12 protein-coding genes are annotated in these 5,140 nt (G+C 50.4%); all 12 read right to left on the bottom strand.

Annotated features, from left to right (window positions below):
* Window positions 1-74: 74 nt before the first annotated feature.
* The 12 genes from rplR to rplV all read right to left on the bottom strand — a co-directional run bounded on the left by rplR (window position 75) and on the right by rplV (window position 5,102).
* A complete protein-coding gene (rplR, locus tag ABYW01_RS13585; RefSeq protein ID WP_193952508.1) occupies window positions 75-425 on the bottom strand; it encodes a 50S ribosomal protein L18 in 351 nt (116 codons plus the stop codon).
* Between the two features lie 13 nt (window positions 426-438).
* A complete protein-coding gene (gene rplF / locus ABYW01_RS13580; RefSeq protein ID WP_193952507.1) occupies window positions 439-972 on the bottom strand; it encodes a 50S ribosomal protein L6 in 534 nt (177 codons plus the stop codon).
* Between the two features lie 11 nt (window positions 973-983).
* Window positions 984-1,376, bottom strand: coding sequence for a 30S ribosomal protein S8 (gene rpsH / locus ABYW01_RS13575; protein ID WP_372833546.1), 393 nt, complete (start codon window positions 1,374-1,376; stop codon window positions 984-986).
* Window positions 1,377-1,457: 81 nt separating this feature from the next.
* The gene (gene rpsN, locus ABYW01_RS13570) at window positions 1,458-1,763 is read right to left on the bottom strand and encodes a 30S ribosomal protein S14 (protein WP_193952505.1); all 306 of its coding nucleotides are present in this window, start codon (window positions 1,761-1,763) and stop codon (window positions 1,458-1,460) included.
* A 12-nt stretch (window positions 1,764-1,775) separates the two neighbouring features.
* Window positions 1,776-2,315 (bottom strand): 50S ribosomal protein L5, encoded by a 540-nt coding sequence (gene rplE / locus ABYW01_RS13565; protein ID WP_193952504.1) that lies wholly within the window; start codon window positions 2,313-2,315, stop codon window positions 1,776-1,778.
* Between the two features lie 14 nt (window positions 2,316-2,329).
* Window positions 2,330-2,644, bottom strand: coding sequence for a 50S ribosomal protein L24 (rplX, locus tag ABYW01_RS13560; RefSeq protein ID WP_193952503.1), 315 nt, complete (start codon window positions 2,642-2,644; stop codon window positions 2,330-2,332).
* 96 nt (window positions 2,645-2,740) lie between these two features.
* Complete coding sequence (gene rplN / locus ABYW01_RS13555) at window positions 2,741-3,109, bottom strand: 50S ribosomal protein L14 (RefSeq protein ID WP_193952502.1); 369 nt, start codon at window positions 3,107-3,109, stop codon at window positions 2,741-2,743.
* Window positions 3,110-3,184: 75 nt separating this feature from the next.
* Window positions 3,185-3,448 carry a 30S ribosomal protein S17 gene (gene rpsQ / locus ABYW01_RS13550; protein WP_193952501.1) on the bottom strand — a complete coding sequence of 88 codons (264 nt, stop codon included), beginning with the start codon at window positions 3,446-3,448 and terminating at the stop codon, window positions 3,185-3,187.
* Between the two features lie 2 nt (window positions 3,449-3,450).
* Entirely contained in the window at window positions 3,451-3,642 is a 192-nt protein-coding gene (rpmC, locus tag ABYW01_RS13545) for a 50S ribosomal protein L29 (protein WP_193952500.1), read from the bottom strand.
* On the bottom strand, window positions 3,642-4,055 hold the full coding sequence (gene rplP, locus ABYW01_RS13540; protein ID WP_372833543.1) for a 50S ribosomal protein L16: 414 nt from the start codon (window positions 4,053-4,055) through the stop codon (window positions 3,642-3,644). Before rplP ends, rpmC begins: the two co-directional genes overlap by 1 nt.
* An 11-nt stretch (window positions 4,056-4,066) precedes the next feature.
* Window positions 4,067-4,750, bottom strand: a complete 684-nt coding sequence (rpsC, locus tag ABYW01_RS13535) for a 30S ribosomal protein S3 (protein ID WP_193952498.1) — start codon at window positions 4,748-4,750, stop codon at window positions 4,067-4,069.
* A gap of 22 nt (window positions 4,751-4,772) precedes the next feature.
* A complete protein-coding gene (gene rplV, locus ABYW01_RS13530; RefSeq protein WP_193952604.1) occupies window positions 4,773-5,102 on the bottom strand; it encodes a 50S ribosomal protein L22 in 330 nt (109 codons plus the stop codon).
* Window positions 5,103-5,140 lie beyond the last annotated feature (38 nt).

Below are 5,140 nucleotides of genomic sequence, written 5' to 3'. Positions count from 1 at the left end.
GACACGGTTAACCTGAACCAGTTTTTCCTGCAGGTCACCGTCTTTCTGTTCGTGATTTGCCATTTTCGACCCCTTTAGAATTCCAGGCCGCCTTCACGGGCTGCGTCAGCGAGTGCTTTAACACGGCCATGGTATTTAAAACCAGAGCGGTCAAAAGCAACTTTAGTAACACCGGCTTCTTTCGCACGAGATGCGATCAGCTCACCTACTTTTTCAGCAGCTGAAACATTACCGGTAGTGGATTCACGCAGTTCTTTTTCTACTGTGGACGCAGCCGCAACAACGGTAGCACCATCAGCAGTAATCACCTGCGCGTAGATGTGACGCGGTGTGCGGTTTACGCACAAACGCGCAGCACCCAGCTCACGCATTTTCAGGCGAGAACGGCGCGCACGACGAACACGAGCTTGTTTCTTAGCGTTCATGATTCTGCCCTACTTATTTTTTCTTCGCTTCTTTACGGCGAACATATTCATCAGCGTAGCGAACACCTTTACCTTTATAAGGTTCTGGTGGACGGAAGCCACGCACCTCAGCTGCTACCTGACCGACAGTCTGCTTATCAATACCGCTGATAACAACAGTTGTCTGGCCCTGTACTTCAGCCTTGATACCTTCAGGCAGTTCATAATCGATCGGGTGAGAGAAGCCCAGCGTCAGGTTCAAAGTGTTACCGCTTACAGCAGCACGGTAACCAACACCCTGCAGCAGCAGAGTTTTCTTGAAGCCTTCGTTTACACCAACAACCATGTTGTTGATCAGCGCGCGGCTAGTACCAGCCAGAGCGGTAGACTGCTTGGAACCGTCACGGCCCGCAAACGTCAGGCCTTCTTCGCCCTGCTGAATCTCTACAGTCGCATGAACATCAATGCTCAGCTGACCGTTTTTACCTTTTACATTGACTGTCTGGCCGTCGATTTTCAGCTCAACACCTGCCGGTACAGCAATCGGGTTTTTCGCAATACGAGACATTGGAAATCCTCTTAGAATACCGTGCAGATTACTTCGCCACCGACGCCTGCAGAACGTGCTGCGCGATCAGTCATGACACCTTTGCTCGTAGAGACGATAGCTACGCCCAGTCCACCACGTACTTTAGGCAGCTCAGTAGCGCCTTTATAGATACGTAGACCAGGACGACTTACGCGTTTGATCTCTTCGATAACCGCCTTACCTTCGAAGTATTTCAGTTCCAAGGTCAGAACAGGTTTAACACCTTCTTCTACAGAGAAGTCAGCGATATAACCTTCGTCCTGCAGCACCTTAGCTACGGAAACCTTCATTTTGGAAGACGGCATGGATACGGCCTGCTTTTCAGCCATGTGACCGTTACGGATACGAGTGAACATATCCGCGAGTGTATCTTGCATGCTCATGCTTTTTACTTCCTCGTTGTGCAGCGCGACCCGGTAGCCCTTTCAGGCCCTGTCCGTCGCGCTTACCATGAAACTAGCTGATTACCAGCTAGCCTTTTTCAGACCCGGCACGTCACCGCGCATAGCGGCTTCACGCAGCTGGTTGCGGCACAGGCCAAACTTGCGGTAAACCGCATGTGGACGACCTGTAACCTGACAGCGGCGCTGTTGACGAGAAGGGCTCGCGTCACGCGGCAGTTTCTGCAGCGCAACTTGTGCTTCCCAACGCTCATCTTCAGATGCAGTAGCGCTTAGGATGATTGCTTTCAGTGCAGCACGCTTTTCAGCGAACTGAGCAACTGTTTTTGCACGCTTAGCTTCGCGTGCCTTCATAGATTCTTTAGCCATGATATACCCCTATCACTTCTTAAATGGGAAGCCTAGGGCAGCCAGCAAGGCGCGACCCTCATCATTGTCACGAGCAGTAGTGGTAATGGTAATATCCATACCACGCAGTTTATCAACCTTGTCGTACTCGATCTCAGGGAAGATGATCTGCTCTTTAACACCCATGCTGTAGTTACCACGACCGTCGAAAGATTTCGGATTCAGGCCACGGAAGTCACGGATACGCGGGATAGAAATATCTACCATGCGATCCAGGAATTCCCACATACGCTCGCCGCGCAGGGTAACTTTACAACCAATCGGCCAACCTTCACGAACTTTAAAGCCCGCGATAGATTTACGAGCCAGAGTAACTACTGGCTTCTGACCGGCGATTTTTGTCATATCAGCAACTGCAAAATCCAGCAGTTTCTTATCGCCCAATGCTTCACCTACACCCATGTTCAGAGTGATTTTGGTCAAACGAGGCACAGCCATGATGTTCGGGCTGGACAGCTCTTCTTTCAGCTGCTGCTGAACAGAATCTTTATAAAGCGCTTTCAATCTAGACATATCAACAATTCCCCTTAGCTGATCGCTTCGCCAGAGGACTTGAAGATGCGCGTCTTAGTACCGTCTTCAAGAATCTTGAAGCCAACGCGATCGCCTTTGCCCGTCTGAGGGTTGAAGATAGCAACGTTAGAAACAGCCAGAGCCGCTTCTTTTTCTACGATGCCGCCAGCCTGACCCAGCATTGGGTTAGGTTTGGTGTGTTTCTTCACCATGTTGATACCGGATACGATCACACGACCGTTATCCAGGACACGCATGACTTTGCCACGCTTGCCTTTGTCTTTTCCTGCGATGACGATTACTTCGTCTTCACGTCTAATTTTAAGCATAAATACCTCTTTCCTACGTCCTTCTCATGCTCAAAAACGCCAACGCCTCTCGGCGTTAGCGTTTTTACATAAATCAAACTACTTGGAGTTTGATCTTTACAGCACTTCAGGCGCCAGGGAAACGATTTTCATGAACTTCTCAGAACGAAGTTCACGCGTTACTGGGCCAAAGATACGAGTACCGATAGGTGCATCGCTAGCGTTCAGCAACACCGCTGAGTTAGTATCAAAGCGGATTACTGAGCCGTCTGGACGACGAACACCCTTACGGGTACGTACCACAACAGCCTTAAGGACCTGACCTTTCTTCACTTTGCCACGCGGAATTGCTTCCTTGACGGTAACTTTAATAACGTCACCGACGCTTGCGTAACGACGGTGAGAACCGCCCAGGACCTTAATGCACTGTACACGCTTAGCACCGCTGTTATCAGCGACGTCAAGCATAGATTCAGTCTGAATCATGGTCTACTCCACAAACTCTGTGTTGAGCCCGCTGTCATAAACAACGGACCGACAATTGGAGCGAGGGTGCGTATATTACACCTTCGCTGCGCGCTCTTCAATACGAACCAGTGCCCAAGTTTTAGACTTGGAGTGAGGACGGGTTTCCGCGATGGTTACCAGATCCCCCTGCTGACACTCGTTTTTCTCATCGTGAGCGTGCAGTTTGGTGGAACGTTTCATGAATTTTCCGTAAATCGGATGCTTCTCTTTACGCTCTACCATAACTGTGATGGTTTTATCCATCTTGTCACTGACAACGCGGCCAGTAACAGTACGAGTACGTTTTTCTGCGCTCATTCTTAGTTACCTGCCTTCTCGTTGAGTAAAGTCTTTACGCGAGCGATGTCGCGGCGGACTTGGCCCAACAGGTGATTTTGTGCCAGCTGACCGGTGGTTTTCTGCATGCGCAGATTGAACTGCTCCTTCAGAAGACCTAACAGTTCCTGCTGAAGCTCATCAACGGACTTCTCACGTAGTTCGCTCGCTTTCATCACATCACCGTACGCTTAACAACAGTTGTAGAAACAGGCAGCTTAGCGGAAGCCAGCGCGAACGCTTCATTCGCCAACTCATCAGGCACACCGCTCATTTCGAACAGCATCTTACCTGGCTGAATCTGGGCTACCCAGTACTCAACACTACCTTTACCTTTACCCATACGCACTTCAAGAGGCTTAGAGGTAATTGTCTTGTCAGGGAAAACGCGAATCCAGATCTTACCACCACGTTTCACGTGACGGGTCATCGTACGACGAGCAGCCTCGATCTGACGGGAAGTGATACGGCCACGGCTAGTAGCTTTCAGGCCGATTTCGCCGAAGCTTACTTTACTACCGCGCTGTGCCAGACCGCGGTTGCGGCCTTTCATCATCTTGCGGTATTTAAGGCGTTTAGGTTGCAGCATGGACTTCTACCTCACTTACCTTTCTTCTTAGGCGCATTTTTCTTCTCAGCACGCACCTGTTCGATGCCACCAAGAATCTCGCCTTTGAAGATCCAGACTTTAACGCCGATCACACCGTATGTGGTGTGCGCTTCATAAGTAGCGTAATCGATATCAGCACGCAGTGTGTGCAACGGCACACGGCCTTCACGATACCACTCAGAGCGCGCAATCTCAGCGCCACCCAGACGACCGCCAACCTGAATCTTGATGCCTTTGGCACCCAGACGCATAGCGTTCTGTACCGCACGCTTCATAGCGCGACGGAACATTACGCGACGCTCCAGCTGGTTAGCAACACTCTGTGCTACCAGTTTCGCGTCCAGCTCAGGCTTGCGAACTTCTTCGATGTTGATGTGAACAGGAACGCCCATCATCTGGGAAACAGCATTACGCAGCTTCTCTACATCTTCGCCTTTTTTACCAATCACGATGCCAGGACGCGCAGTGTGAATGGTGATTTTAGCATTCTGTGCAGGACGCTCGATCTCGATGCGGCTTACAGATGCTTTTTCGAGCTGCTTCTCCAGGTACTTACGTACCTCGAGGTCATTCAGCAGCTTGCTTGCGTATTCGGACTTGTCCGCATACCACACCGAGGTGTGGTCTTTAACGACACCAAGTCGTATACCGGTCGGATGTACTTTCTGACCCATAACAAACTCTCCTAGCAGTCGCTTAGTCAGCCACTTTAACGGTGATGTGGCAGGAACGCTTCAGAATACGATCTGCGCGACCCTTCGCACGCGGCTTGATACGTTTCATAGTCATACCTTCGTCAACGAAAGTAGTTGAAACGCGCAGCTCATCAATATCAGCACCTTCGTTATGCTCCGCATTCGCGATAGCAGACTCCAGTACTTTCTTAACAAGCGCCGCACCTTTTTTTGGGCTATACGCCAGGATATCCAGAGCTTCACCTACAGACTTGCCACGAATCTGATCACAGACCAGACGGGCTTTCTGAGCGGAGATGCGGGCGCCTTTTAATTTAGCGGCAACTTCCATCATCTAACTCCTATTATCGCTTGGCTTTCTTATCCGCT

It is taken from the genome of Pontibacterium sp. (assembly GCF_041587635.1).
Lineage (GTDB): Bacteria > Pseudomonadota > Gammaproteobacteria > Pseudomonadales > Balneatricaceae > Pontibacterium.
This window is presented reverse-complemented; position numbering and strand designations above follow the sequence as displayed.